Origin of the sequence: Vreelandella lionensis (assembly GCF_044543515.1) — a bacterium.
GTDB classification, from domain to species: Bacteria; Pseudomonadota; Gammaproteobacteria; order Pseudomonadales; family Halomonadaceae; genus Vreelandella; species Vreelandella lionensis.
Genome location: NZ_JBITWC010000003.1, coordinates 151,164 through 176,810 on the forward strand (window position 1 = coordinate 151,164; position 25,647 = coordinate 176,810).

The 25,647-nt window shown below is 57.5% G+C and carries 22 protein-coding genes; 7 read left to right on the plus strand and 15 right to left on the minus strand.

Annotated features, from left to right (window positions below; all coding sequences use genetic code 11):
• Positions 1–12: 12 nt before the first annotated feature.
• From ACIGG6_RS02810 to ACIGG6_RS02830, 5 genes are all read right to left on the minus strand, one after another.
• Positions 13–762, minus strand: a complete 750-nt coding sequence (locus ACIGG6_RS02810; RefSeq protein WP_101147005.1) for an electron transfer flavoprotein subunit beta/FixA family protein — start codon at positions 760–762, stop codon at positions 13–15.
• Between the two features lie 125 nt (positions 763–887).
• Positions 888–2,273 carry a hypothetical protein gene (locus tag ACIGG6_RS02815; protein ID WP_062373855.1) on the minus strand — a complete coding sequence of 462 codons (1,386 nt, stop codon included), beginning with the start codon at positions 2,271–2,273 and terminating at the stop codon, positions 888–890.
• Positions 2,270–2,740: a PaaI family thioesterase gene (locus tag ACIGG6_RS02820; protein ID WP_399842031.1), complete on the minus strand. Its 471-nt coding sequence runs from the start codon at positions 2,738–2,740 to the stop codon at positions 2,270–2,272. The genes ACIGG6_RS02815 and ACIGG6_RS02820 overlap by 4 nt, the downstream gene beginning before the upstream one ends.
• Positions 2,737–4,338, minus strand: coding sequence for a class I adenylate-forming enzyme family protein (locus tag ACIGG6_RS02825; protein WP_399842033.1), 1,602 nt, complete (start codon positions 4,336–4,338; stop codon positions 2,737–2,739). Before ACIGG6_RS02825 ends, ACIGG6_RS02820 begins: the two co-directional genes overlap by 4 nt.
• Positions 4,338–5,489: an acyl-CoA dehydrogenase family protein gene (locus ACIGG6_RS02830; RefSeq protein ID WP_083023559.1), complete on the minus strand. Its 1,152-nt coding sequence runs from the start codon at positions 5,487–5,489 to the stop codon at positions 4,338–4,340. Before ACIGG6_RS02830 ends, ACIGG6_RS02825 begins: the two co-directional genes overlap by 1 nt.
• Positions 5,490–5,682: 193 nt before the next feature.
• Between ACIGG6_RS02830 and ACIGG6_RS02835 the strand changes: the two genes are divergently transcribed.
• The 7 genes from ACIGG6_RS02835 (at position 5,683) to ACIGG6_RS02865 (ending at position 13,005) form a co-directional block, all read left to right on the plus strand.
• Entirely contained in the window at positions 5,683–7,215 is a 1,533-nt protein-coding gene (locus ACIGG6_RS02835; protein ID WP_399842035.1) for a 3-hydroxyacyl-CoA dehydrogenase, read from the plus strand.
• A 57-nt stretch (positions 7,216–7,272) separates the two neighbouring features.
• Complete coding sequence (locus tag ACIGG6_RS02840; RefSeq protein WP_399842038.1) at positions 7,273–8,481, plus strand: 3-oxoadipyl-CoA thiolase; 1,209 nt, start codon at positions 7,273–7,275, stop codon at positions 8,479–8,481.
• Positions 8,482–8,621: 140 nt separating this feature from the next.
• Positions 8,622–9,443, plus strand: a complete 822-nt coding sequence (locus ACIGG6_RS02845) for an IclR family transcriptional regulator (RefSeq protein ID WP_399842040.1) — start codon at positions 8,622–8,624, stop codon at positions 9,441–9,443.
• 82 nt (positions 9,444–9,525) lie between these two features.
• Positions 9,526–10,638 (plus strand): MlaE family ABC transporter permease, encoded by a 1,113-nt coding sequence (locus tag ACIGG6_RS02850; protein WP_399842042.1) that lies wholly within the window; start codon positions 9,526–9,528, stop codon positions 10,636–10,638.
• A 17-nt stretch (positions 10,639–10,655) separates the two neighbouring features.
• A complete protein-coding gene (locus ACIGG6_RS02855; protein ID WP_399842091.1) occupies positions 10,656–11,459 on the plus strand; it encodes an ABC transporter ATP-binding protein in 804 nt (267 codons plus the stop codon).
• A gap of 5 nt (positions 11,460–11,464) precedes the next feature.
• Complete coding sequence (locus ACIGG6_RS02860; protein WP_399842045.1) at positions 11,465–12,406, plus strand: MlaD family protein; 942 nt, start codon at positions 11,465–11,467, stop codon at positions 12,404–12,406.
• The gene (locus ACIGG6_RS02865; RefSeq protein ID WP_399842048.1) at positions 12,403–13,005 is read left to right on the plus strand and encodes an ABC-type transport auxiliary lipoprotein family protein; all 603 of its coding nucleotides are present in this window, start codon (positions 12,403–12,405) and stop codon (positions 13,003–13,005) included. Before ACIGG6_RS02860 ends, ACIGG6_RS02865 begins: the two co-directional genes overlap by 4 nt.
• Before the next feature lie 9 nt (positions 13,006–13,014).
• Here ACIGG6_RS02865 and ACIGG6_RS02870 read toward each other — a convergent pair whose 3' ends face one another.
• From ACIGG6_RS02870 to ACIGG6_RS02915, 10 genes are all read right to left on the minus strand, one after another.
• Positions 13,015–14,886 carry a protein kinase domain-containing protein gene (locus ACIGG6_RS02870; protein WP_399842051.1) on the minus strand — a complete coding sequence of 624 codons (1,872 nt, stop codon included), beginning with the start codon at positions 14,884–14,886 and terminating at the stop codon, positions 13,015–13,017.
• A gap of 18 nt (positions 14,887–14,904) precedes the next feature.
• Positions 14,905–16,155: a 2-oxo acid dehydrogenase subunit E2 gene (locus ACIGG6_RS02875; RefSeq protein ID WP_399842054.1), complete on the minus strand. Its 1,251-nt coding sequence runs from the start codon at positions 16,153–16,155 to the stop codon at positions 14,905–14,907.
• A 17-nt stretch (positions 16,156–16,172) separates the two neighbouring features.
• Complete coding sequence (locus tag ACIGG6_RS02880) at positions 16,173–17,150, minus strand: alpha-ketoacid dehydrogenase subunit beta (RefSeq protein WP_058576352.1); 978 nt, start codon at positions 17,148–17,150, stop codon at positions 16,173–16,175.
• Position 17,151: 1 nt separating this feature from the next.
• A complete protein-coding gene (locus ACIGG6_RS02885) occupies positions 17,152–18,354 on the minus strand; it encodes a thiamine pyrophosphate-dependent dehydrogenase E1 component subunit alpha (protein WP_399842057.1) in 1,203 nt (400 codons plus the stop codon).
• 152 nt (positions 18,355–18,506) lie between these two features.
• Complete coding sequence (locus ACIGG6_RS02890) at positions 18,507–19,283, minus strand: ABC transporter permease (protein WP_399842060.1); 777 nt, start codon at positions 19,281–19,283, stop codon at positions 18,507–18,509.
• On the minus strand, positions 19,273–20,238 hold the full coding sequence (locus ACIGG6_RS02895; RefSeq protein ID WP_399842062.1) for an ABC transporter ATP-binding protein: 966 nt from the start codon (positions 20,236–20,238) through the stop codon (positions 19,273–19,275). The genes ACIGG6_RS02890 and ACIGG6_RS02895 overlap by 11 nt, the downstream gene beginning before the upstream one ends.
• Positions 20,235–21,434, minus strand: a complete 1,200-nt coding sequence (locus tag ACIGG6_RS02900) for an ABC transporter permease (RefSeq protein WP_399842066.1) — start codon at positions 21,432–21,434, stop codon at positions 20,235–20,237. The genes ACIGG6_RS02895 and ACIGG6_RS02900 overlap by 4 nt, the downstream gene beginning before the upstream one ends.
• Positions 21,435–21,437: 3 nt before the next feature.
• On the minus strand, positions 21,438–22,337 hold the full coding sequence (osmF, locus tag ACIGG6_RS02905; protein ID WP_399842094.1) for a glycine betaine ABC transporter substrate-binding protein OsmF: 900 nt from the start codon (positions 22,335–22,337) through the stop codon (positions 21,438–21,440).
• A 129-nt stretch (positions 22,338–22,466) separates the two neighbouring features.
• Positions 22,467–23,852, minus strand: a complete 1,386-nt coding sequence (gene cysS, locus ACIGG6_RS02910; RefSeq protein ID WP_399842069.1) for a cysteine--tRNA ligase — start codon at positions 23,850–23,852, stop codon at positions 22,467–22,469.
• A gap of 11 nt (positions 23,853–23,863) precedes the next feature.
• A complete protein-coding gene (locus ACIGG6_RS02915) occupies positions 23,864–25,543 on the minus strand; it encodes a glutamine--tRNA ligase/YqeY domain fusion protein (protein ID WP_399842071.1) in 1,680 nt (559 codons plus the stop codon).
• Positions 25,544–25,647 lie beyond the last annotated feature (104 nt).

Genomic DNA, 25,647 nt, shown 5'->3' on the forward strand with positions numbered 1-25,647 from the left:
GATCAGCTCCTTTTAAAGCACTTTGGCTTCGTTTTTCAGTTTGTCGATCAGCTCGTCCACCGAGGCGACTTTGATACCGCCTTTGCGCTCGGCGGGGGATTCCACTTTGAGCAGCGTGACCTTGGAGGCCACTTCCACGCCGTAGTCAGCGGGGGTTTTGACATCCAACGGCTTCTTCTTGGCCTTCATGATGTCCGGCAGCTTGGCGTAGCGCGGCTCGTTCAGGCGCAGGTCGGTGGTGACGATCGCCGGCAGTGTGAGGGCCACGGTTTGCAGGCCGCCGTCGATTTCACGCGTCACATTAACCTTGTCGCCGTCTACCGCCACTTCCGAAGCAAACGTGCCCTGGGGCAGATTGGTCAGCGCGGCGAGCATCTGGCCGGTCTGGTTGTTGTCGGTGTCGATGGCTTGTTTGCCAAGGATCACCAAACCGGGCTGCTCTTCGTCCACCACTTTGGCCAGCAGTTTAGCCACCGCCAGCGATTCGGCGCGCTCGTCGGTTTCAATGTGGATGGCGCGGTCAGCCCCCAGCGCCAGCGCGGTGCGCAGCTGCTCTTGGGCAGCCTTGGGGCCTACGGTCACGGCCACGACTTCGGTAGCCACACCCTTCTCTTTCAGGCGCACCGCCTCTTCCACGGCAATTTCGCAGAAGGGGTTCATGGCCATTTTGACGTTGGTAAGGTCCACATCAGAATGGTCCGCTTTGACGCGGATTTTGACGTTGTAGTCGATGACGCGTTTCACCGCGACGAGGATTTTCATAAGGCATGCTCCAGCGATTGAACCATCGGCTTTTTATTCCGCATAGCAAAATAATATTTCACTTTATAAAAATAACAATAAAAAAACGCCTGCCAAAGGTCAAGCGTTTCCTTGAACAGCCCACCTCAGAAAGGCGACCAACCAAACCATAACGCCAGCAGCGGGATGGCAGCGACCAGAAAGCGTCCGTTCCAGCGGTAACCGATGCGGGTGGCGGGTACGCCGGTAAAGCGCGAGAGAATCAGCATGGAAGCGGTCATTGGTGATGACATCAGCGCCAGCGCCCAGCCTACCATTAACGATGCCCCAATCAGCTCAGGCGTTAACCCTTCAATGCCCAGCGTGGGGAGCAAGCCCACCAACAGCGTCACCGTAACAATCGGGTTGACGCCTATTTGCGCTAGCCCCACCACCATCAGCATGGCCAACACCGCATTCAAAGTGCCCAGCGGGTCTAGCACCGCCAATAGCGGTGCTAGCTGCTGAGTATCCACCAAGCCCACGCATACATGCCCCAAATAGCCTGCCGCCCCCAGCACCACGATTTCATTAGCGCTGGGAGACAGCAACCAAGGTAGCTGACGATGCACCGCCGTTATGGCGGCAGGCAACCCGCCAAAGCCCAGCCTGCGACGCTGCCAAGCCAGCCATAAAAGCGCCCCGGTAGGCGCGCCCAGCAGCGCGGCAATGGGTAGTCGTAACTCCAGCAGCCACGCAATGGAAAACACCAGCGCCACAATGCCGATTAGCAAAACGCTAAACTGCGCCAACGGGCGCAGCGACGGGGTGACATAGGTTTTATTGGCGGGTGGGTGCGGGCCGGTGAAGTAGTCCACCGCCCAGCCCGCCATAAAAATCAGCGCGGCGGCCCCGAGAATATAGGGTGCCAGCTGTGGCCAGGTGACCTGGGGAAGGCTTGAGAGGACCACGGCCACCCCGATACCCATGGGCGAAATCAGCGGGGCCAGCGAAAACCCGCGCAGCAGCGCTAGCATCATGCGCCGCTGGCGGGCCTCACGCACCCAGGCGCGCCCTTGGGCGGCACTGAGGGTATTGCTCTTCTCGATCATCGCGGCGAACAGATTCAGCACGCCAATGTTCAAAATGATGCCAAACAGCGCCGAACCCAGGGATAAGATCGGGTAGCGACGGCTAGGCGGCTGAAGCAGCATGCTTTGCCCGCAGCGGCGCACTAAACGAGAGCGATAGGCAGGTAGGCGCAGCATACTCAGCGCCACCACAAAGGTAGCAAAAAACGCGAAACGCCCACTCGCCTCAAACAGCAGTTGCCCAGGCGTAGGCGAGCGCCACAGCGCGAGCAGTGTGAGTACGCCAGCGGCACACAGCAGCCCCTTGGCCATGCGGGTGAGTTGACCTTTCAGGGTCATCAAATAGAGCAGCAGCGCAACAATGCCTGCGGCTTGCCACGCCACGCTGCCACCCACCAAATGGATCAGCGTGGCAAGCGTCACCAGTAGCAAACAGGAAACCCGCAGGCGGGCTGGGCTCACTCGCTAGGCTCCCTCAACTGCGGGTCGGGAACGCCTTGTGACGATTCGCTACCGCTACGGCGGCGAAAAGAGCCTTCGCCCATAGCGACAAGGTTGCCCCGCTCATCCACGATCTGACCGCTGGTCATGAAGGTTTTTTGCCCGCCGCCGCGCAGCGTGCCCGTGGCCCGCAGCACGCCTTGCTTAGCAGGCCCCACAAAGGTGGTAGTGAGTGACAGCGTCATCCCGCGACGAATATTCCCCGGCACATCGCAGTGCAGGCCCGCTAGGCTTAAGGCACTGTCCAGCATGGAAGCCAGTACGCCGCCATGTACATTGCCGCTGCGGTTAAGGTGCTTGGGTTCAATGGTGAGTTCCACCACTGCGCGCCCCTCTTCCCACTCCACCACGTGCATGCCCAGCAATTCGTGATAGCCCATCAGCGCCTGGGGCGTGGTGGAAGCGATCGCGCTGTCTGTGTCGCTCATAAAGCGCTCTCCTGCTGGGCCAAGTCGCGTAGCCGCCCTTTTAAAATCTTACCGCTGGCGGTAGAAGGCAGCGCATCCATCAGCACGATTTGGGTCGGCCGCTTATAGGGCGCAAGCCGCTCGGCAATAAAGGCTTTGAGTTCTGCCATATCAACCTCAATACCCGGCTCGCACTGCACAAATGCCACGACCTCTTCATTGCCTGCCACCTGCCGCCCAACCACTGCGGTTAACGTCACCGCAGGATGCTCATTAATCACTGCTTCTACATCCGGCGGGTAGATGTTGAAGCCCGAGCGAATAATCAGCTCTTTACTGCGGCCCACGATATAGAGCTGATCGTCGTGATCCAGCTTGGCGATATCACCGGTATTGAGCCAGCCATCTTCCGTTAAGGTGGCGCGGGTGGCGTCCGGCTGGCGGAAGTAGCCCTTCATGATATTAGGGCCACGCACCCACAGCTCGCCGATCTCATCGCCTGCCTTTTCTGACGTGCCGCTGCTGCCTAAGGGCTCTAACCGATACTCCAACAGCGGCAGCACGCGGCCCACAGTGCTGCTCTGGTGGCGGTCTTCAATGCGGGTTTGACTAATCGTTGGGCTGGCTTCGGTGAGGCCGTAGCCATTGTGCAGCGTTAGGCCAAACGCAGCTTCAACACGGGTTTTGGTATCGCTATCCAGCGGCGAGCCGCCTGCAGACATATAGATAAGCGCAGGCGCTTCTAACGCTCGCTGCTCACGCTTCAAGTACTCCAGGGCGCGAGCGTACATGGCCGGCACACCCTGAAGCACGGTAATGCGCTCCTCTTTGAGCGTTGCCAGCAGCTGTACCGCGTCAAAGCGGGGCACGGTGTACAGGCACGCGCCGTTATACAGCGAGCCCATACACACCGATGAGAGACCAAACACATGAGACATGGGCAGCACGCCATACACCCGCTGCCCTTCGCTCAGATGGCGCATGCCGCCGGAAATAGAAGCGATATACAGAATACCGCGATGGGTCAGCATGACGCCTTTCGGCGTACCGGTGGTGCCTGAGGTGTAGATCATCGCCGCCACCTGCTCAGCACCGCTGGCGTGAACAGGCTCTGGCTCGCTCTCAAATAGCGGTGAAATCGCTAGGCCGCCCAACTGCGGATGCTGATAGCGGTCGGCCGCGTGGCGCTCGGCGTGCTGGCTCGCCTCTCGGGAGGCTTCGCAGGTGTAAAACACTCGGCGCGGCAGGCAGTTGCCTTGGATTAAATCCACTTCCTGAGCGGAGAGGCGCGAATTGACAATCGCGACCCAAACATCCATTTCACTGGCGGCCAACAGCAGGACCACCAGGGCACGGCAGTTTTCACTGACCGTCATAATACGGTCGCCAGGCCGTACGCCTAAATTAGCTAACCACTCGCAGGCGGCATGAATCTCTTGCCCCAGCTCGGCGTAGCTCCAGCGAACGTTGCCATCCACAAGCGCGGGGTGATCCGCTAGGCGTTTCGCGTTTTCCAGCACGCGGGTGCTCAAGCGCTCGGGAAGTTCTGCTAAAAGCTCGCTTGCCAGACGGCCAAAGATCTTCTCATCTGGCGCTTGGTAAGGGACCGACAGAGCCATTAGGACGCCTCCCGCACCATGTTCCGGGCAATCACCAGCTGCTGAATTTGCGTCGTCCCTTCGTAAATGCGGAACAAGCGCACATCGCGGTAGAAACGCTCTACGGCGTATTCCGACATATAGCCCGCACCGCCGTGCACCTGCACGGCGCGATCCGCGACGCGACCCACCATCTCGGCACAGAACAGCTTGCAGCAGGAGGCTAGGGTTGAGACGTTTTCGCCATCATCTTTGCGGCGTGCGGCATCCATTACCATGGTTTTACCTGCGTAAGCTTCGGTTTTGCTATCTGCCAGCATAGCCTGCACCAGTTGATGCTCCGCCAGCGGCGCACCAAACTGCTTACGCTCCATGGTGTAGCGCAGCGACTCTTCGACCAAACGCTCGGCCACGCCCACACACACCGCAGAAATATGCAGTCGCCCACGGTCGAGCACTTTCATGGCGGTTTTAAAGCCTTGCCCCTCTTTGCCGCCAATGATGTTTTCAGCCGGTACACGGCAGTTATCAAAAATGATATCGCAGGTATGCGCGCCCTTCTGGCCCATCTTGTTATCTGCCGGGCCGCGAATCAGACCAGGCGTATTGCCTTCAACAATAAAGGCGGAGATACCGCCAGCGCCTTTGTTGTCTGGGTCGGTACGCGCCATCACGGTGAACAGGTCCGCCTCCGGGCCGTTGGTGATATAGCGCTTGGTGCCGTTTAACACGTAGTGGTCGCCATCGCGCACGGCGGTGGTGCGCAGGCTGGCGGCATCGGAGCCGGAATCCGGTTCGGTTAAGCAGAAAGAGCTGAGAATTTCCCCGGTGGCCAAGCGCGGCACGTATTTGGCTTTCTGCTCTTCAGTGCCGTCAATCAGAATGCCTTGGGCACCGATGCCATTATTCGTACCAAATACCGAGCGGAATGCGGGAGACGTTTTGCCGATTTCCATGGCTACCAGAGCTTCTTCTTCCATCGTGAGCCCTAAGCCGCCGTACTCTTCAGGAATGGATAGCCCGAACAGCCCCATCTCCTTCATTTCCGCCAGGATCTCGGCGGGCACTGCATCCTCTTCGGCAAGCCGTGCCTCATTGGGAATCAAACGCTCCCGGACAAAGCGGGCAATGGTATCAACCAACTGATTCAGCAGTTCGGGATCACGGATCATAACGGCTCCTGGTGGCAACGATATTTTTATGGTTGGCGTTCGCGCGGGCAGTGAGGCCTGCAACAATTCTGCATGGCGGAACTAGCGTTCACTCTCTTGTCAGGCACTTTTGCATAGCCTAGGATGGCAGTCAATAAACGAAATGCTATTTTGCAATGCAGAACAAAAACGCTAGCAGCGAGGATTTTGACCTATGTCCAGCGACGCAGTCACCCATTCATTCAATACGCTTGGCATTGTCGGCACGGGGGCCATGGGTAGAGGGATTGCTCAGCTCGCCGCGCAGGCAGGCCTGAACGTCATGCTATTTGATGTTAAAGAAGGCGCGGTGGCGGAAGCGACTGCCTTTATTAATGGGTTATGGCAGCGCAGCGCCGACAAGCAGCGGATTACCCAAGCCCAAGCCGAGCAGTACGGCGAACGATTGATTGAAGCCCGCGACCTCGCCGCCCTCGCCCCTTGCGATATCGTCGTTGAAGCCATCATCGAGAAGCTGGAAGCAAAACAGGGGCTGTTTAGCGATTTAGAGGGCATTGTTCGCCAGGATGCCGTGCTCGCCACCAACACCTCTTCGCTGTCTGTTACCGCGATTGCTGCCGCCTGCCAGCACCCAGAGCGCGTGATTGGCTTTCACTTTTTCAATCCAGTCCCGCTGATGAAAATCGTGGAAGTGATTCCAGGGTTACGTACCGCTAACGATGTCACTCAGCGGGTTAATGCCCTGGGCACCGCCATGGGCCACTTTACCGCCCAGGCCACCGACACCCCTGGCTTTCTGGTCAATCACGCCGGGCGCGCTTTTGGCACCGAAGCACTGCGCGTTCTGAGTGAGAGCGTGACCGACCCCGCCACCATTGACCGCATTATGGTGGATCAAGGTGGTTTTAAAATGGGGCCGTTTACCCTGCTGGACCTGACCGGCCTGGATGTTTCCCATGCGGTGATGGAGTCGGTGTACCACCAGTATTATGAAGAGCCGCGCTTTCGCCCCTCACCGCTCACCCGCCAGCGGCTCTCAGCAGGCCTGCTGGGGCGCAAAACTGGTGAGGGCTTTTATCGCTACGTGGATGGCCAGCAGCAGATGCCGGAAGAGCCCGCCATTGCGTCAGCCTCGCCTTGCCCCGTGTGGATCAGCCAAGACGACCCAGGTAGCGCCGCCCAGCTTGCCGAACTGGTCGCCACGGCGGGCTGGCCACTAGAAAGTGCGGATCAGCCCTCCTCAGCAGCGCTTTGCCTACTGACACCGCTGGGCGAAGACACCACGCAGTGCGCCCTGCGCCAAGGCTTGAATGCCGAGCAGTGCGTCGCGGTGGATATGCTGGCGGGGCTAGATAAGCGCCGCAGCCTGATGGCCTCCCCCATTACCCGCCCAAACCTGATCAATGCTGCCGCCAACCTGTTGAATGCTGACGGCACGCCGGTCAGCACGCTTCAAGACAGCACCGGCTTTGTACTGCAGCGAGTAGTGGCCTGCATCGTCAACGTCGGGGCAGATATCGCACAGCAAGGCGTCGCTGCACCCGCCACTATTGATCGTGCGGTGGAACTTGGCCTGGGCTACCCATTTGGCCCGCTGCGCATGGGCGACCATTACGGCGCTTCGCGCATCCTGACCATTTTGAACAACCTATTAGATGCTACCGGTGACCCCCGCTATCGCCCTAGTCCGTGGCTGCGCCGCCGCGCCGCGCTGGGCATGCCCCTCACTGACGAGCCAACGGGCTGAAACCCCTCAGTTTCAACTACGGCTCAAATACGGCTTACACAAACAAGGAAAATAACCATGCAAGACGCCTATATTTACGACGGATTACGCACCCCTTTTGGTCGCCATGGCGGCAGCCTAGCGGCCATTCGCCCAGATGAGCTGCTGGGCCTAACGCTCAAAGCACTGGTGGCGCGTAATCCGTTTGCCCCAGAAAGCTACGAAGAGGTGTTGGCGGGTTGCACTAACCAAGCGGGGGAAGATTCCCGCAACGTGGCCCGTCACGGTGCGCTGCTGGCGGGCCTGCCAATTGAGGTAGCAGGCCAAACCGTCAATCGCCTGTGCGGCAGTGGCTTAGCCGCCATGATGGATGCCGCCCGTGCCGCTCGCTTAGGCGAGGGCGAGCTATTCTTGGCTGGCGGCGTGGAGTCCATGTCCCGCGCACCTTACGTGCTGGGCAAAGCCGACTCCCCCTACGCGCGCAATCAGCCGATGTTCGATACCGTGATTGGCTCGCGCTTTCCCAACCCGTGGATTGCCAAAGAGTACGGCAGCCACAGCATGCCGGAAACTGCCGATAACATTGCCCACGACCTGAACATTGGCCGCGAGGCCAGCGACGCCTTTGCAGCCCGCTCCCAAGCGCGCTATGCAAAGGCGCTGGCAAACGGCTTTTATGAAGGCGAAATGTTTGGTGTAGAAGTGCCTCAAGGGCGCAAACAGCCGCCGCTGTTGGTAGATAAAGACGAGCACCCCCGGGCTGAAAGCACCGAGGAGAAATTGGCCAAACTCGGCGCGCTGTTTGAAGGCGGTGTCGTGACCGCAGGCAACGCGTCTGGATTAAACGACGGGGCTGCCGCGCTGATTGTCGGCACGCGTGCAGCAGGCGAGCGAGCTGGGCTTGCTCCGCGAGCGCGTATCGTTGCCAGCGCCGTGGCGGGCGTTGCTCCCCGCGTCATGGGCTTGGGGCCGGTACCCGCCTCGCAAAAAGCGCTGGCCCGGGCTGGCCTTTCGCTTGAGCAGATGGACGTGATTGAAATCAACGAAGCCTTTGCGGTGCAGGTGTTGGGCTGCGTTAAGCAGTTGGGTCTTTCCGCCGACGATCCGCGCCTTAATGCCAACGGTGGTGCCATTGCCATTGGCCACCCGCTAGGTGCCTCGGGCGCACGTTTGGCACTCACTGCGCTGCGCCAGCTAGAAGCCACTGGCGGGCGCTATGCGCTGGTCACCATGTGTATTGGCGTTGGCCAGGGCATTGCAACCATCATTGAACGCCTAGACAGCTAACTGCCCTCCTGCGGCGCTAGCACAGTATCTAAGGCAGGCGCCGCAGGCCAAGCGTTGACTAAGCTCTTATCGCACTTTGCAACGCCCCAGCGCAGGTATGCGATACTTGCCATTCAATGATTGATTAGCCGAGACGCTTGATGGAACCAACCGACGCCGCTGCTGATGAGCCGCAATCACCCGAAAAAGATCGCAACTTTGTCACCGCGCTTGCGCGGGGGTTAGAACTGCTCCGCGCTTTTGGAACAGGGGAAGAGTACCTGGGCAATGCAGAGCTCTCGAATCGCACCCACATCCCCCGCCCCACGGTGTCCCGGTTAACTTATACGCTGACCCAGTTAGGCTACCTGCAACACAACCGCCACCTGGAGAAGTACCGCCTCGGGCCGGGTGTGCTGGCGCTGGGTTACCGCTTTCTGGCCAATATGGGCATTCGCGAAATTGCTCGCCCCCATTTACAGCACTTTGCCGACGCCACCGACTGCAACGTGAGCCTGGGCGGTGCCGACCGCAGCGACATGGTGTATCTGGAAACCTGCCACGGCCACGGGCCGCTGATTATTCGCTTGGATGTCGGCTCTCGTCTACCGATTGCGACTTCGGCGATTGGCCGTGCCTGGCTGTGCGGATTAACTGACGAGCGCCGCCAACAGGTAATGCAAGAGCTAGCCGCGTTTCACGGCAGCGATTGGCCGCGCCTTCATGACGGTATTGAGCAGAGCCTGCGCGACTATGCCGAGTACGGCTTTTGCCTCTCTGAGCAGGATTGGCAGCGGGATATCAGCGCCGTGGCCATGCCGCTCATTTTAGAAGATGGTGCCGAAGTGATGGCGATTAACTGCGGTGGCTCTAGCCTGCGTTTAGATCATGATCGATTGGTCAACAACCTTGGCCCCAGACTCAAGGAAGTAGCAGCGAAAATTAAGCAGGAGCTGGCCCCCAAGTATCGTGCGTCACGTTAAGAAACGACGGCTTACCTTTCACTAACGCTCGTTTGATTGCATCATAGGCCTTCACTGCATGTGAAGGCACTGAGGAGCAGGGATGCCAAACAAGTGGATCACTCAACAGGGCGAGCGTGTCTCGCTGCACGGCGAATGGACACTACGCCACTACGCTGAGCTGAAGCGCGCCCTACAGCAGCAGGGTCAGCTAAGCTCGGCATCGCTGTCGCTACCCGGCTTTGAGGGGCTGGATACCGCCGGTGCGGCGCTGATCGTTGAGCTAATTGGTGTTGAAAAAACCAAGCAGATTGGCGACTGGGCCAGCGATCTTCCCCAGGTGCAGCAGGCTTTGCTGATACGCATTGCCGAGGCTATGGACGCTCCGCTTGAGAGCCCCCCACCCCGACCCAACCGGATTAGCGAAGCCTTAGCGACAGTGGGCCAGCAAATGGTGGCGCTGGGATCCCAGCAGCGCCAGCTACTGGCTTTCATTGGCTTGGTGCTGGCCACGTTTGCCTCACTTCTGTTTCGACCCCGCCACTGGCGTATTACCGCTACCGTCGCGCATATTCAGCAAAGTGGCTTGAATGCGGTACCTATCGTTGCGCTCTTAACCTTTATGGTGGGCGCAGTGGTGGCGTTTTTAGGAGCCACGGTGCTCCAAGACTTCGGTGCAACGGTTTACACCATTGATCTCGTAGCATTTTCATTTTTACGGGAATTTGGCGTGCTCTTGGCCGCGATACTTTTGGCAGGCCGCACTGCCAGCGCCTTTACCGCCCAGCTTGGCGCGATGAAATCCAACGAAGAGATTGATGCCCTCAAAACATTGGGACTCGACCCGATTGAGCTGCTAGTACTTCCCCGGGTGATGGCGATGTTGATCAGCCTACCGCTGCTAGCGTTTGTGGGCATGGTGAGCGGTCTCGTCGGCGGCGCGGTGGTGGCCACCCTATCGTTGGATATTTCTGTGAGTCAGTTCATCGCCACGCTGCAAAAAGACGTGTCGGTCACTCATTTTCTGGTCGGCTTGAGCAAAGCGCCGGTATTTGCCTTTGTGATTGCCGTCATTGGCTGCCTAGAAGGGTTTAAAGTTAGCGGCAGTGCCCAATCGGTAGGCGCTCACACCACCTCAAGCGTGGTGCAGTCCATCTTTATGGTGATTCTGATAGATGCGTTAGCGGCGCTATTTTTCATGGAGATGGGCTGGTGACCGAGCGATATTCAGAGATGCCTCAACAGCCCGAGCGCGATGAAGCGGTTATTCGCGTGCAAGGGCTGGTGAATCGATTTGGCGACAACGTCGTTCACGAAGGGCTGGACTTGACCCTCTACCGAGGCGAAATTCTCGGCGTTGTCGGCGGCTCAGGTACCGGTAAATCAGTTCTACTGCGCAGTATTGTGGGCTTAAAGCGGCCAAATGACGGCACAGTAGAAGTGCTGAACCAGCGGTTAAATGAGTTAAGTGAGTCCCAACGCAGCCAGGTCGAGCGGCGCTTTGGGGTGCTCTTTCAACGTGGGGCGCTGTTTAGTTCGCTCAACCTGCAAGAAAACGTTGCGCTGCCGCTTATCGAGCACGCCAAACTCTCTAGGGAAGAGGCCGAGTATCTGGCGCGTATCAAGCTCTCGCTGGTAGGCCTGCCCCCTCATGCCGCCCGACAATTTCCAGAATCGCTCTCTGGGGGCATGGTGAAACGTGCCGCGCTTGCCAGGGCACTCGCCCTGGACCCGGATATTTTGTTTCTCGATGAGCCTACCGCAGGACTCGACCCCATTGGGGCCGCCGCGTTTGACCAACTGCTGGTCACGCTGCGCGATGCAATGGGCTTTAGCGTTTTTTTGGTCACCCACGACCTCGATACCCTCTATGCGGCCTGTGACCGGGTCGCTGTGCTGTCGCAAAAGCGCGTTCTGGTGGTGGATACCCTGGAAAACGTCGCGAAAACGGACGACGAGTGGGTACAGGATTACTTTAATGGACCGCGTGGACGCGCTGCACAGCGCTCTGCTGGCCCAACATCTGCTCAGGAGTGACGCACATGGAAACCCGCGCGCACCATATTTTGATTGGCCTGTTTACCGTGCTAACGGCCGCTGCCGCCCTGCTGTTTGCGCTCTGGATGAGCTATGCGGCTGGCCAACGCGACTATCAACCTTACCGCATTTTGTTCGAGCGCAGCGTCAGCGGCCTCTCGGTGGGTAGCAAGGTGCAATACAACGGCATTGAAGTGGGCGATGTCACCGAGCTTTCCCTCAATCCTGACGACCCACGCCAAGTGATCACGCTTATTCGCGTGTATGAAGACACTCCGATTAAAGTGGATACCCGCGCAAAGCTAGCCTTTGCCAGCATTACCGGCAGTATGTCCGTGCAGCTCTATGGCGGCACCCCAGAAAGCCAACGCTTGCTAGCGCAAAGCAGCGACGATACGCCTTTCATTCAAGCCGACCCGTCGCCTATTGCTACGCTGTTTGACGAAGGCGAAGAGATGGTCGAAAACCTCAACGCGATTTTGCAGAGTGTGAACGAGCTCTTCGATGACAATAATCGTGAGCAAGCAGGCAATATCCTGACCAATATTGCCCAAATCACCGAGATGATTGCCTCTCAGCAGTCTGCCCTGGATGAAAACATGGCGCTTTTTGGCGATGTGTCACGCCAAGCCTCTACCACGCTTGAAAGTATCGAATCGCTTAGCCTAGAGGCGAACCGCTTGCTGAGGCAGGAAGGTCAGCAGGTGATGCGCAGCGCAGAGAGCGCCAGCCGCGATGTTGCCAGCGCTGCCCAGCGGATAGAACAGTTGGTGAACGATAACGCGGGTGCTGTCGAAGGCACTCTACAAAGCACTCGCGACATTGCCCCGGCCCTAGCGGCGTTACGCTCGACACTCGCCACCCTTGACCGCATTACGCGGGAACTTGAAGAGAGCCCCACGGACTTTTTCCTAGGCCGCGACCAAGTAGAGGAGTTCCGCCCATGAACATGCACGCTTTACGTAACGGCTTTCTTTTAAGCGCCCTATTCACCCTTTCGGGCTGCTCTATTTTACCGGAGAAAGCGCCATCGACGCTGTATCGCTTGCCTGCTACCACGATGCAGAGCGACCCTGCCACCATCACGCAGCCAGAGCGACTGGGTATCGCTACACCAGAAGCGGGCCACCTGCTCAGCAGCAATCGTATCGTGGTGTTTCCCGAAGGCAATGTGGTCAATGTGTATGAGGGTGCTCGCTGGCATGAAGATGCGCCGGACATGCTGCAGGCCCAGCTGATTGCAGGCCTGCAGCAGCAAGAGCTGTTCGCCAACGTGAGCAGCGACCGGCTCCCTCACGACTTGCTGCTATTAAGCGAGCTGCGCCACTTTCAGAGCGAGTACGACACCTCTCCGCCAAGCGTTAACCTGCAGTTAGACGTTCAATTACTCGGCGCGGACCAACAGCCCGTGGCCTCCACCAGCTTTGCGATTCGGGAGCGCGCCACAAGCACTGAGATACCCGATGTGGTGAACGCCTTTGGTAGCGCCACCGACCGTTTAACCGAACAGTTGGCGAGCTGGCTAATCACAAACGCGCCGGATTAACAGTGCCGCCTAACGCGGCGGCGCGGGCAAGGCGCTTTTTCTCACATACTCTTTTGGGTCTTTGGGGTAGAAGTGCTCTGGCTGCCGTTCTAAGTGGGTAAAAAAACGTGTGTCCTTGTAGGGCATCTTCATAAACCCTGACACGCCCAGCCCCTCGATTTGACTGACAGCGGCCAGCATTCGGCTCAGTAGGCTTCGAAACTCTTGTTCGCGTTGGGGGTCGAGCAGCCGATAGTAGCTATGGATTTTGAGATGTTTGGGCAGCGCTTCAAAGATGATCATGCCGGTATGGTGGATCTCATTGAGCCGCTGAAGCATCTGCATAATGGTATCCGGCAGCACCAATAGCTCTTCTGGGTCCGGGCCATCTTCAAAGTAGCTGTGCTGCCGGGTGCGATCCTCCATTTCCGGCACCGCGCTCACTTCGTAATTAATCGCCATCTCTGGCTGGCAGTGAAACGCCTCCTCAGGGCTAGCACGCTCTAAGTGCAGCGTTTGGCGGGCATTGAACAGGCAGCTTTTAAATACCCCCTGGCGATGAATTGCCCGTGCTAAGTGCACCATGTTATTCACCGCTTCGATAAACGCGGGCTTTAGCGCTGGGTCATGCAGGTTGAGCGACGAATCGATATAGACCCCCTCCCGCTCCCAGCGCACCGCTAAACCGCCGACGACCGGGTATTTGCCCAACCGGCTCACCGAGGCCAAAAAGGCTTTTTCGGTTTCTCCCATGCCCTGCATAAACTGTTTGTAGTAGCGATCAAGCTGCACATCGTTGACGTCGTTTAACGTCTCCTCAGCGCTTGCCTCGCGTAAAAAAGCCTTTCGTGAGCTGTACACCACGGTATCGATCTCTTGGCTAGCCGGGCGACGCAGGCCTTTTCCCCATACGGGCACTAGCGGCGCTTGGGGGGCGATTGGCAGGTCAACCATAACCAGCTTCGCCATGCGCGGCATTTCACGAATAAAGTAATCCCCCGCTTTACGCCGCACCTGTGGGTCGGGGTCGAGCATGCCATCCAGCGTGCGCGCGAACTCGATCGGCAACCCCAATGCGCTTGCTGGAATCGCTCGATGGCCAAAACGACAGGACTGCGCAGACGCTAGCGCATAGAGCGTACCTGCCGCCCCCTGCTCGTCGAACCGTGGCGACGAGAGCGCTCCGTTCAACTGCTCTTCACCGATAAAATAGACATCACCCAGCCGTGCATTGGTTTGCTGCAGATTGTCCGACATCAACTCCATTACGTTGGCACCCACGAACTGAAGCGATTCATCCAACTGTGCGAACACCGATGAGCCCCAGTCGATCAGCGCGATGGATTCACTGACCGCATCGAAAACGAGATTGGAAGGCTTGATATCGCCATGTACCACCGGCCGTACATGTGGGCCCGTTTCACGACGCAGCGCTTTGAGAATATCCGCCAGCTGCGCGGCAATGCGCACGATCAATCGTGGTGGGAGCTTTCCCTGCTTGAGCGACACTTGCTCCAGATTCCAGCCAGGGGCACGCTCCATGACCAGAATCGACTGGCCGCGTGAGCGCTGATAAGCGATGAGTTTAGGTATCCGAGGGTGTGACACTTGATCAAGCATAAACGCCTCTTCTTCGAGGCGTTCTTGTAAATGAGTGGGCAGCGTAATGCGTGAAAACTTGAACACGTAGTGCGCCTTGACGCCTTGCTGCCAAGCGCTACCCGCAAACACAAACCCGTAAGCCCCCTTACCAATCAGCTCGATATTCGAATAGCCCAACTGGGCAAGCTGTGCCTGGCACAGCGCTACCCAGTCTTTTAGCTTTCGCGCATCGTGATGGCTTAGCAGGTACACCGACTGCTCTTCGGGTATGTAAAACTGCTGCAGCGGTGCCTGGCTCATAGCAAGGTGCCTACACGGTTAGGCCAGATGAAGCAGCATGCTTTCCGGCGCCTCGAGAAAGCCTTTCCAGGCGTTGCAAAAACGAGCAATGGTACCGCCATCAATAAAGCGATGATCGCCTGCCCACGTGACCGTCAAAATTGCCCGGCGCTGCACAGCCCCGTGCTCATCAAAGCGCGGCAGCCACTGGGTTTTGCCAATGGCCACAATGGCGGCTTCCGGCGCATTAATAATCGGCGCAGCGTAGGTTCCCCCGAGGGCACCAATGTTGGAGATGCTGATGGTGCCGCCCTTTAGATCCGCCTGCTCCACGCGCCCTTCCCGCGCGGCATTGGTTAGCCTGCCGACCTCTTTGGCAATCTCAAACAGCGTTAAGCCCTCGACACCCTTCACGTTAGGGACCAAAAGCCCCGCTTTGCTATCCACCGCCATGCCGATATTGCACTGGTCGTAGTAGCTCAGCTCGTTGGCTTCGCTGTTTAACTGTGCATTGATGATCGGCGTCTCCGCCACGGCCAGCGCCATCGCTTTCATAAAGAACGGCATCAGCGTGAGCCGTTCGCCCTTCGCCTCTACCTGCGGCTTGAGCCGCTCGCGCAGCGCCAACAGCTCAGTGACATCAATCTCTTCACCGTAATGAAAATGAGGAATGGAGCTAGCGGCCTCTACCATGCGCTTGGCCATCACCGCCCGCACGCCGCGCAGCGGCTCTACTTTTGAGGGTGCTAAGCCGGTGCTTGAAGTCATCGAAACACTGGCCGTTTGGTGAGATACCGCTGGCGCGTTGAGGTGCGCTAGCACGTCTTCTTTCAGCACTCGGCCATCTTTGCCACTGCCTGAGATCTCCGACAGGGCTAGGCTGTGCTCGCGTACTAAGCGGCGCACCGCAGGGCTAGCGGGCACTTTGCCTGCAGCAGCCGGGGTAACGGCTTGGCTTTTAGGCGGCGGGCTATTTTCATTAGCGGCCACCCCGTGGCTACTAGGCGGCGCTGAAGGTGCCTGCTCGGTAGCAGCAGTATCGCTGTTCATCTGACCGGCGGCTTGGTATGCATAAAGCGGCGCGTGAACCTTGGCGATCTTCCCCTGGGGCACATACAGCTTGGTGACCGTCCCGGCTTCTGGCGCGGTGATTTCCACCAGCGCCTTGTCGGTCATCACTTCGACAATCGGCTGATCCTCTTCGATGGTGTCGCCCTCGGCCACGCGCCACTCCACCACTTCACACTCAACAATGCCTTCACCGATATCTGGCAGTAAAAAATCACTCATGGCTGTTCTCCCTGGCGCTAAAAGTTCACGCTTTCGCGAATCGCTTCAAAAATTTTCAGGTGGTCGGGCAAGTACTCTTTCTCCAGCACAAGCGGGAAAGGCGTATCCAGCCCGGTAACCCGAGTAATCGGCGATTCCAGATAGAGAAAACAGCGCTCCTGTATCGTCGCGGCAATTTCACCGGCAAAGCCGCCGGTGAGCGGCGCTTCATGACTAACAATCATACGGCCGGTTTTGAATACCGACTCTGCCACGGTATCCACATCCCAGGGCAGCAGCGAACGCAGGTCGATGACCTCGCAGGCAATTCCCTGCTCTTCAGCAAGCTCGGCGGCTTTGCTGATCACTTCCATCTGCGCACCCCAGCCCACCAGGGTAATGTCGGTACCCTCTTTGATCACTTCTGCTTCACCAATTGGCAGTTGGTAATCCTCATCAGGCACTTCACCTACTGCGGCGCGGTAGAGCCGTTTTGGCTCTAAAAACAGCACGGGGTCGGGGTCACGAATCGCCGCCAGCAGCAGCCCTTTGGCTTGATAGGGGTTGCGCGGTACCACCACTTTTAAGCCCGGCGTGTGGGTAAAGTACGCCTCAGGAGATTGCGAGTGGTATAAGCCCCCGGAAATGCCGCCGCCATAGGGTGTGCGAATGGTGAGCCCGCCTACGTTGAAGAGATCCCCAGAGCGGTAGCGGAATTTGGCGGTCTCGTTAACGATTTGATCAAATGCGGGGAAGATGTAATCCGCAAACTGGATTTCAGCGACGGGTACAGAGCCTTGTGCGGCCAGTCCGTTAGCAAAACCAATAATGCCTTGCTCCACCAGCGGCGTATTAAAGCAGCGCGCTTTGCCGTACTTCTCTTGTAAATGGCTGGTGGCTCGGAAAACACCGCCAAAAATACCCACGTCTTCACCAAAACAGATGACTTTTTCATCTTCCGCCATGGCGATATCCAGCGCGTTATTAATCGCCTGGAGCATATTCATCGTCGCCATATTACGCCTCTCCCTGAGTATCAGTGGCTGACGAAAGCGTCAGATCTAGCGATTTTGCGCCGCGCGGGTAGGCATCTGGGTAGCGGCGAATATGGCGCTTCAACTGATCCAGCTGGCCCTGCAGCGCAGGTGTCACATCGGCGTAAACATCGCTGATTAACGACTCCAGTGGCGGCGGCGGGCGTTTCTCGGCGCGCTTCATGGTTTCCAGCACTTCGCGGCGCAGACTCTCCTGCTGGGCAGCTTCTTCTTCATCGCTCCACCAGCCTTTCTTAGCCAGCCAGCGCTGCATACGCAGCAGCGGATCTTTCACGCGCCACGCTTCCTCTTCGCTCTTAGCGCGATAGCCCGACGGGTCATCCGAAGATGAGTGGGCAGCCAACCGGTAGGACATGGCTTCAATCAGCACTGGTTGGTTCTGCTCAACGGCGATTTTTCGCGCTTGGCGGGTCGCTTCATATACCGCTAAGGCGTCGTTACCATCTACGCGAATCACGTGCATATGGTAGCCAAAGGCACGGGGAGCAATGCCATCAGCGGCAAACTGTTCTGTGGAGGGAGTTGAAATAGCGTAGCCGTTGTTGCGGCAGAAAAAGATCACCGGCACCTGATGCACCGAGGCCATGTTCAACGCGGCGTGGAAGTCCCCTTCTGAGGCTGCGCCTTCGCCAAAAAAGGTCAGCGTACAGTGGCCTTCACCGGCCAGCTTTTGGCCATAAGCATACCCGGTGGCTTGGGGAATCTGGGTCGCTAGCGGGGAAGAGATGGTCATATAGTGCAGCTTGCGAGAACCGTAATGAATCGGCATTTGGCGGCCTTTGCCATAATCAAGCTCATTGCCAAACAGCTGATTCATAAACTCATCGATAGAGAAGCCGCGATACATCAAGGCACCCTGTTCGCGGTACTGGGCCATGATCATATCGGCGTCATCTAGCGCGGCAGCAGCACCCACCACGGCGGCTTCTTCACCGGTGCACTGCATATAGAAACTGAGTCGGCCTTGGCGTTGGGCAGCCATCATGCGCTCATCAAGAATACGCGTGGCTAACATGGCTTGATACAGCCTACGAGCGTGGTCTCGGGTGAGCGCGGGCTCTTCGCCACCCGGATACAGCTCACCATCCGGATTGAGTAGACTGAACGTCTCGATCGAGAATTCATCACCGGTCATGAAAGCCGGTTGGTGTACGTACTGAGTCATCATTATTGTCCTTGTTTTTACCCCTTTTGAGGGCAGTGTTGTCGGTCATGACCTTTTATGCCAGTGGATTTATCTGACAAGGGTCAACGCAACACTTGGACAGTAACTCAGTGCAAGCCGTTTAGGGATTCAACTTAAGACGCAGAGAGCACTTAAGAAGCAGAGAGGCGTTGGCGCAGCCGCTGCTGGTAGACATTAAAGGCGCTATCCACGCTCAGCGCCAGCAGTGCAATCAGCAGCGCGCCTTGCAGCACGTAGGCCATATTGCCATTAACGATACCCGCGATAATGGGGTCTCCCAGATTACTGGCCCCGACAGTGGCACCGAGTGCCGCAGTGGCAATATTAATAGTCACCGAAGTACGCACCCCTGCCAGAATTACCGGGGCGGCCAGGGGCAACTCCACGTGACGCAGCACCTGCCAAGGCGTCATGCCCATCGCCTGGGCCGCCTCTTTGATGGTCGCGTCAACATCGTTAATGCCCGCCAGCGTATTGCGTACGATTGGCAGCAGCCCGTAGAGCATCAGCGCAACAATAATAGGCAGCGTACCAAAGCCCAGAACGGGCACCGCCAGCGCCAGCACCGCTACCGGAGGGAACGTTTGCCCAAGCGACGCCAACTGCCCCACCAGAGGCAAAAAATCCCGCCCTCGCTCGCGGGTAACGGCAATACCTGCCGCCACACCAACCGCAATGGTGACCACTGCCGCCACGCCAACCACTAACACATGGCGGCCCAGCAGCTCGTAAAACGCCGCGCGATCATAGACGACTTGCCGGGCGTCAGGCTCTACCCAGCGAAACAGGCCCTCTAGGAGCGGCATGCCGGCGACGCACACCGCCAGTAGTGCGGCCCAAATAAGCGGCAGAAACCATTGAATGCTCGGTGCGTTAGGCAGGCTGACGGTGGCAGAATTACGCGTCACGTTGGCTCACCTTATCCAACTGCGCCTCTTTAACGATGCGGCGCAGCGAAAGCTCCCCTATTGGCACATCGCCTTGATCCACCACGGTTAAGCGGTCGCAGTGGTCCCGCAGCATCATGGAAAGCGCTTGGCGCAGCGAGAAATCGGCGGGAATTCGAGATTGTGCCGGCAAAGTAGGCCCAAGCGATGTCATATGATCCTTTACGCGCGTTAACGCCGCCTGCTTCAACCCCCGCTCAAGCCCACCGAGCAGGGATTCCACAAACGGATCAGCGGGCTGCTGAAGCAGTGCCAGCGGTGTGCCCTGCTGGACAATACGGCCATCACGCATGACGACCAAATGGTCTGCTAGCTTCAGCGCTTCATCCATATCGTGGGTCACGAACACAATGGTTTTGTGTAACCGTGCCTGTAGCTTGGCCAGCTCATCCTGAAGCTTTTCCCGGGTAATTGGGTCCAGAGCACCAAACGGCTCATCCATCAGTAGTATATCGGGGTCTGCGGCTAAGGCACGGGCCACCCCGACCCGCTGCGCTTGGCCACCGGAGAGCTGATGGGGATATTTATGGGCAAACTCGCCCACTGGCAGGCCCAGTACGCCCATCAGTTCCTCTACACGGGCGGTAATTTCTGTAGCGGGCCATTTCAGCAGCCGAGGTACTAAGCCAATATTGCGCGCGACGTTCCAGTGGGGAAACAGCCCGGTACTCTGGATCACATAGCCGATTCGCCGACGTAGTTTTACTGGGTCGTACTGTTCTATCGCCTGGCCATCAAGGAAGATGTCACCACTGGAGTGTTCAATCAGGCGGTTGATCATGCGCAGGGTGGTAGATTTACCACACCCAGAGGTACCGACCAACGCACAGAACTTTCCTTTTGCGATCCGCAGCGTGATGTCTTCCACCGCGGTATCGTCACCAAACTGTTTTGAAACGTGGGAAAGCTCTATCATTCCTGTCCTCCGGGACGCAGCGCGTCTGCCAACGCCCCTAATCCTGCATCCACTATCAGTGCCAAGATCAGAATGGGCAGTGCGCCCAGTAGCACCATATCCATGGCGGCTTGACCCAGCCCTTGAAAAATAAACGTCCCTAGACCGCCAGCACCAATCAGTGCCGCCACTGCCGTTAGCCCAATCGCCTGTACAGCCGTAATGCGCACGCCTTCTAACAGTACGGGAAGCGCCAATGGAAAACGCACCTGCCAAAAACGCTGCCCGGTACGCATACCCATGGCTTTAGCGGCCTGGAGCGTCTCAGCGCTGACCTCTTCCAGAGCAATGTAGGTATTACGCACCATGGGCAGCAGGCTATAAGCAATTAACGCAATCAGCGCTGGAGCATTGCCGATACCGCTGACACCCAACGCTGCCAGCGGGGGTACGTTAGCCGCCAGCCAAGCGAGCGGCGCTAGCAGTAGCCCAAACAGCGCCAAACTTGGGATGGTTTGTAAAAAGTTCAGCAGTGTAAACGCGATTTTTTGCAGGCGCTGATAGCGGCGCATCAGCATCGCTAACAGCATTCCCAGCACCACGCTAACGCCCACGGCTGTGCCCACCAAGGCAATATGTTGACCAACGGCCTGATAAAACTGCCCTTCTCGGGCCTGGAACTCTTGCACGAGGGCAAGACGATCTAGCCACAGCGCGGCACATCCCCACCAAGCAATGCCCACGCCTGCCAGCAGCAGCGTGGGCCACCAGCGGGATAACCCTAAGCGTAGGCGTAGCTCCACCAAACACAGCAACAGTACGAACAGCACGGTCCAGTAGGCTGCGCCAATGCCGAGTCGTGCTTGGGGTAATGAGGGGTCGACCAACCAGTGGCCTGCCACCATTAAGCCAAACGGCATCAACAGTAAGGTGAGTATGATGATGCCCAGCATCGCTCGGTAGTGTCTTGGGGTAGGCACAGAGGACAACGCCGCCATGGCAGTAAAGAGCAGCGATACCAGTGCCGCGCCCGGCCAGCTAATGGCGTCTACTATCCCAAAAGCCGTGCCGGAAACAATGCGATTAGGGGCAACACTGACAAAGCTTAACAACCAAGCGGCAGCCAGCATGGCACCGCTTAGGCACAGCAACACAACATTCGGGTGCCATGGGCGTCGTTTAAACGATGGCGAGGGTAAGGCGTCGATTAACGACATTCATTAGTCATCCAGGCTGTCGAGATAGTCACTGGCGACCTGATCCGGCGAGAAACCATTCACCGCGACATCTGCGTTGAGCTCTTGCAACGTCACTAGGTCTAACGTGGCAAATACCTCATTAAGCAGTTTCTCCATCTCCGGATAGGCATTCAACACCTCTTCCCGCACCACGGGCGCTGGCTGATACACCGGCTGAACGCCTTTAGAGTCTTCGAGCACGACAAGGCCTAAAGCGCTTAAACCACCGTCGGTCCCGTAGGTCATGGCACCATTGACACCGCTGGTTTGCTGAGCCGCTGCACGCATCGTTGCAGCCGTATTGCCACCAGAAAGCACCAGCAGTTGGTCATCGCTTAGCTCAAAGCCGTAGGCTTCTTGGAAAGCAGGTAACGCCTGGGCGGATTCCACAAACTCGGCGCTGGCGGCAAATTTGAACTCCCCGCCGTCGGCAAGATAAGCAGCCAAATCATCCAACGTGGTTAAGTCATTGGCTTCGGCCACATCCTGACGAATGCTCATGGCCCATGTGTTATTGGCACTTGCTGGTTGAAGCCAAATTAAGCCCTGTTCCGCATCACGCTCACGGACGGTTTGGTAGGCGTCTTCAGCGCTGTTCCATACCGAGCTATCGGTCATATCAAAGAAGAAAGCACCGTTGCCGGTGTATTCGGGATAAAGATCAATCTCTCCCGCCTGCAACGCGCTGCGAACCACGCTTGTACCGCCAAGCTGCAGGCGATCTTCCGCGGGAATACCGTTGCGCTCCAGCGTCTGAATAATCAACTCGCCTAGCACCGAGCCTTCGGTATCGATTTTAGAAGAGACCACGACGGGGTCGTTGGCACTGGCCGTGGAGAGCGTGGCCATAGAAATAGCTACCGTTGATAAACCGGCAACCATGGCAGGTGTGAACAATGAGCGCATGGAGTCGTCCTTTTCAATGAGCTTCTGGGGCGTATCGTTTCAGTATAAGAGCCTGCTGCGTTGAAGTCAGACGCCGCAGTAACGACGCCTGACTGTTTATCACGATTAAGGCGCTTCGATCACCCAGGTGGTTCCTTCCCGAGAGTCTTTGAGAATGATACCAAGCGCTGCCAACTCATCACGAATAGCATCAGCGCGGGCAAAATCCTTACTTCCTTTCGCCGCTTGTCGCTCGGCGATTTTTGCTTCGATCTCTTCTTCGCTCAGCGCTACCTGCTGCTGGGCACCTTTCAGGAACGTTTGTGGCGTTTGCTGCAGTAGTCCCAACACACCGGCCAAACGCTTTAATTCACCAGCCAAGCGTGGTGCCTCTGCTGGCTGATCACTTTTCGCACGGTTAAGATCGCGGGCCAAATCGAACAGCGCGGCCAAAGCGATGGGCGTGTTGAAGTCGTCGTCCATTGCCGCGGTAAAGCGCTCCGCTGCATCGCTGGCGGCTGCCTGCTCGTCGGCGTTTACTCCTTCTAACGCTGTATACAACCGCGTTAGCGATTTACGCGCTTCGACCAGCGAATCGACCGAGTAGTTAATAGCGCTACGATAGTGGCTTGCCACCAACAGGTAGCGCACCACTTCTGGGTCGTGCTCGGCTAGCACGTCGCGGATGGTGAAGAAATTGCCCAAAGACTTAGACATCTTCTCTTGATTGACGCGAACGGCTCCGGCATGCATCCAGGTATTGACGTAGGTTTTACCTGTCGCCGCTTCCGATTGGGCAATCTCGTTTTCATGATGGGGAAAGGTCAAATCCGGCCCACCGCCATGAATATCGAAGGTATCGCCCAAGCAGCAGGTCGACATCGCGGAGCACTCAATGTGCCAACCTGGTCGCCCGTCTCCCCAGGGAGAGTGCCAGTGGGCTTCGCCCGGTTTGGCCGCTTTCCAAAGCACGAAATCCAGCGGGTCTTCTTTGTGCACATCCACGTCGACCCGTGCACCAGAGCGCATGTCATCCAACTGACGGTTATTCAATTTGCCGTAGTCGGCGAATTTACGCACTCGGTAATAAACGTCACCATTGGCCGCTGCGTAGGCAAAGCCTTTCTCGATGAGCGTTTCGATCATGGCGACGATATCACCAATATGCCCCGTAGCACGGGGCTCCTGGCTGGGCGGCAGCACGTTCAGGCGCGCCTCATCCTCATGCATCGCAGCAATCATGCGCTCGGTGAGTGCGCTAATAGTTTCGCCATTCTCCTCGGCCCGCTTGAGGATCTTATCGTCGATATCCGTGATATTACGCACGTAGGTCACGTCATAGCCACGGTGGCGCAAATAGCGGGTAATCACGTCAAAGGCCACCATCACCCTGGCGTGGCCAAGGTGACAGTAGTCATACACCGTCATGCCGCAAACGTACATGCTGACCTTACCAGCAACCAGTGGGCTAAAAGGCTCTTTGCGGCGTGTCAGCGTATTGTAAATGTGCATATGACGTTTCCTTAACCCTTCTGTTTGATTTTCGCCCAGCTATCTTTCAGACCGACGGTACGGTTAAACACGAGGTGCTCAGCAGTAGAGGCGTGACGATCGGCGCAGAAGTAACCTACTCGCTCGAATTGGAAGCGATCTTCTGGAGCTGCACTGGCTAAGCTTGGCTCGCCGATGGCTTCACATACCACCAGCGACTCGGGGTTCAGGTGCTCCAGGAAGTCGACATCCTTATCGCGGTCCGGCTGCTCGACCATAAACAGGTTGTCGTACAGGCGGACTTCCATCGGTACACCATGGGCAGCGCTGACCCAGTGAATCACGCCTTTCACCTTGCGGCCTTCCGGGTTTTTACCCAGGGTGTCGAAGTCCACGGAGCAGCGCAGCTCAACAATCTCACCTGCATCGTCTTTGATCACTTCATCACAGCGAATGACGTAGCTGTTGCGCAGGCGCACTTCTTTGCCCGGTGCTAGGCGGAAGAATTTCTTCGGCGCGTCTTCCATAAAGTCGTTTTGCTCGATGTAGAGCTCACGACCAAAAGGAACTTTACGCATCGGCATGTCTTCACGCGCCGGGTGGCCTGGCACCTCGTAGACCTCTTCGTGGTCTGCCGGCACGTTGGTCAGCACTACTTTCAGCGGCTTCATCACGCACATGGCGCGGGGTGCGTTATCTTCCAGATCTGAGCGGATGGCGTGGGTCAGCATGGCGATATCCACCAAACCGCCATCGGAACGGGTGACACCAATCATCTCGCAGAATTTGCGAATGGACGCGGCGGTATAGCCACGACGACGCATACCGGAGATGGTCGGCATCCGTGGGTCGTCCCACCCATCAACAATCTGCTCATCTACCAGCAGCTTCAGCTTGCGCTTAGACGTTAAGGTGTAGTCGAGATTGAGGCGCGCAAACTCAATCTGACGGGGCTTCGCGGGCACCGGCAGATTATTTAAGAACCACTCATACAGCGGGCGGTGGTCTTCAAACTCCAACGTGCAGATGGAGTGGGTGATGCCCTCAATGGCATCCGACTGGCCGTGGGTAAAATCGTACGAGGGGTAGATTTTCCACTTATCGCCCGTTTGGTGGTGATGAGCATGGCGAATCCGGTACAGGATCGGATCTCGCAAATTAATGTTGGGCGACGCCATATCAATTTTGGCACGCAGTACTTTTTCGCCTTCACCAAACTCGCCGTTACGCATCCGCTCTAGAAGATCAAGATTCTCTTCAGCGCTGCGCTCGCGGTAGGGGCTCGGCTTGCCTGGTTCGGTGAGCGTACCCCGATACTCACGGATTTCATCCGGAGACAGGTCATCCACATAGGCTTTGCCTTCACGGATCAGGTGCTGCGCCCAGGCGTAGAGCTGGTCGAAGTAGTCGGAGGCAAAACGTACCGGGCCTGCCCACTCAAAGCCCAACCAGCTAACGTCTTCTTTGATGGCGTCAATGTACGCCTGCTCTTCTTTTGCTGGGTTGGTGTCGTCAAAGCGCAGATGACACTCACCACCTAACTGCTCTGCCAACCCGAAGTTCAGACAAATCGACTTGGCGTGGCCGATGTGCAAAAAGCCGTTGGGCTCGGGGGGAAAGCGCGTCACAATTTTGGTGACCTGGCCGCCCGCTATCTCGTCGCGTACTTGGTTGCGAATGAAGTTCGGCGCTGGGGTGGTCTCGTTGGTCATGGTGGTGTTGATAACCTCATGGTGGATGGCGTGCTGGGCAAACGTTGCGAATGCAATCTGGGTTTGCGCTTCGCGGTGCCGAGCAAAACCGCTATTATAACGTG